At 67.7% G+C, this 2,285-nt stretch carries 2 protein-coding genes; both read left to right on the top strand.

The features are described from left to right. Positions 1-103 precede the first annotated feature (103 nt). Positions 104-1,384: an IS21 family transposase gene (gene istA, locus AB0I51_RS48320; protein WP_362985899.1), complete on the top strand. Its 1,281-nt coding sequence runs from the start codon at positions 104-106 to the stop codon at positions 1,382-1,384. Further along, positions 1,385-2,212, top strand: coding sequence for an IS21-like element helper ATPase IstB (istB, locus tag AB0I51_RS48315; RefSeq protein ID WP_362985897.1), 828 nt, complete (start codon positions 1,385-1,387; stop codon positions 2,210-2,212). Positions 2,213-2,285 lie beyond the last annotated feature (73 nt).

The raw sequence follows: 2,285 nt of genomic DNA, 5'->3' as shown, positions 1-2,285 counted from the left end.
TGTCGGCGTCATCTGAACGGTGACCCTCTGACGGCGGATCAAAACTGACTCACTTCGTGGCATCCATACCAACCTGATCTTGATTGGAGATCGGGAGGAGAGGGTGATCCAAGTGGAGGACTGGGCAGAGATCCGCAGGCTGCACCGGGCCGAGGAGATGCCGATCAGGGCGATCGCAAGGCATCTGGGCATCTCGAAGAACACGGTGAAACGGGCGCTGGCCACGGACCGGCCGCCGGTGTACTCCCGGCCGCTGAAGGGCTCGGCGGTCGACGCGGTCGAACCGCAGATCCGTGAGCTGCTGAAACAGACCCCGACGATGCCGGCGACGGTGATCGCGGAGCGGATCGGCTGGGACCGCGGGATGACGATTCTCAAGGACCGCGTCCGCGAGCTGCGGCCCGCCTACCTCCCTGTCGATCCGGTCTCGCGCACGACGTATCAGCCCGGCGAACTGGCTCAGTGCGACCTGTGGTTCCCGCCGGTGGACATCCCGCTCGGCTATGGCCAGTCCGGGCGGCCACCGGTGCTGGTGATGGTCTCGGGCTACTCGAGGATCATCGCCGCACGGATGCTGCCGAGCCGGATGACAGGCGATCTGATCGACGGTCACTGGCAGCTGCTGACCGGCTGGAATGCGGTGCCGAAAATGCTGGTCTGGGACAACGAGGCCGGTATCGGCCAGGGCAAGGTCACCGTCGACTTCGCCGCCTTCGCCGGTCTCCTCGCGGTCAAGATCTTCCTCTGCCGGCCCCGTGATCCAGAAGCGAAGGGGCTGGTCGAGAGGGCCAATGGCTACCTCGAGACGAGCTTTCTGCCCGGCCGCACCTTCAGCGGACCCGGCGACTTCAACACCCAGCTCGAACAGTGGCTGGCCATCGCCAACCGGCGCATCCACCGCACCCTGGGCACTCGTCCCATCGAGCGGTGGGAGGCCGACCGGGCCGGCATGCTCGCCCTCCCGCCCGTCGATCCGCCCCGCTGGTCGCGCTTCTTCACCCGCATCGGACGCGACCACTACATCCGCGTCGACACCTGCGACTACTCCGTGCACCCCTTGGCGATCGGCAAGAAAGTCCAGGTCACCACCAGCATCGAGGAGGTCATCGCCATCCTCACTCCCGGCGGGGCCGTCGTGGCCCGCCATGCCCGCTGCTGGGCCAAGCACCAGACCATCACCGATCCCGATCACGCCCGCACCGCCGCTGCCCTGCGCGGTGAGTACCGCCACCACACCGCGGCCCAGGCCGCCCGACTCCGCGCCACGGCCGCTGCCGACCGCCTGGTCGACGTCGAGCAACGCGAACTGACCGACTACGACCGGGTGTTCACCCTCATCGAGGGCGACGCCGGCCGCAACGAGACCGGGGACGGGGTGTCCTGAATGGCCCGCACCGCCACCAAACCGGTCACTACGAAGACGGGCAGCGGCCGGACCGGCGAGCAGACCGCGTCCGACCTGGCCTTCTACTCTCGCGCGATGAAGGCCCCGGCCCTGCTGGACGCCGCCGAGCGCCTCGCCGAGCGGGCCCGCACCGAATCCTGGACCCACGCCGAGTTCCTGGTCGCCTGCCTGCAGCGCGAAGTCGCCGCCCGTGAGAGCCACGGCGGCGAGGCCCGCATCCGCGGCGCCCGTTTCCCCGCGATCAAGACGATCGAGGAACTCGACGTCACCCATCTGCGCGGCATAACGCGCCAACAGCTCGCGCATCTGGGCACGTTGGACTTCATCACCGGCAAAGAGAACACAGTTTTTCTGGGACCGCCGGGGACCGGGAAGACACACCTGGCGATCGGACTCGCGGTCCGCGCCTGCCAGGCCGGCCACAGGGTCGCGTTCGCCACCGCCGCCGAATGGGTCGACCGCCTGGCCGCCGCCCACCACGCCGGACACCTCCAGGCCGAGCTCACCAAACTGTCCCGCTATCCGCTGATCGTCGTCGACGAGGTCGGCTACATCCCCTTCGAGGCGGAGGCCGCGAACCTGTTCTTCCAGCTCATCTCGAACCGATACGAACGCGCGTCCGTGATCGTCACGAGCAACAAGCCCTTCGGACGCTGGGGAGAGGTCTTCGGCGACGAGACCGTGGCCGCCGCGATGATCGACCGCCTCGTCCACCACGCCGAGGTCCATTCCCTCAAAGGCGATTCCTACCGGATGCGCGGACGGCAACTCGGACGCGTCCCCACCGCCACAACAGAAACCGGCTGAACACACCAACCACAAGCCACACGGGTCACGATTCAACCGACCAGAGTGGGTCCGCGTTCAACCGCCGCCGACA

It is taken from the genome of Streptomyces sp. NPDC050549, from assembly GCF_040655035.1.
Taxonomy (GTDB): domain Bacteria; phylum Actinomycetota; class Actinomycetes; order Streptomycetales; family Streptomycetaceae; genus Streptomyces.
This window is presented reverse-complemented; position numbering and strand designations above follow the sequence as displayed.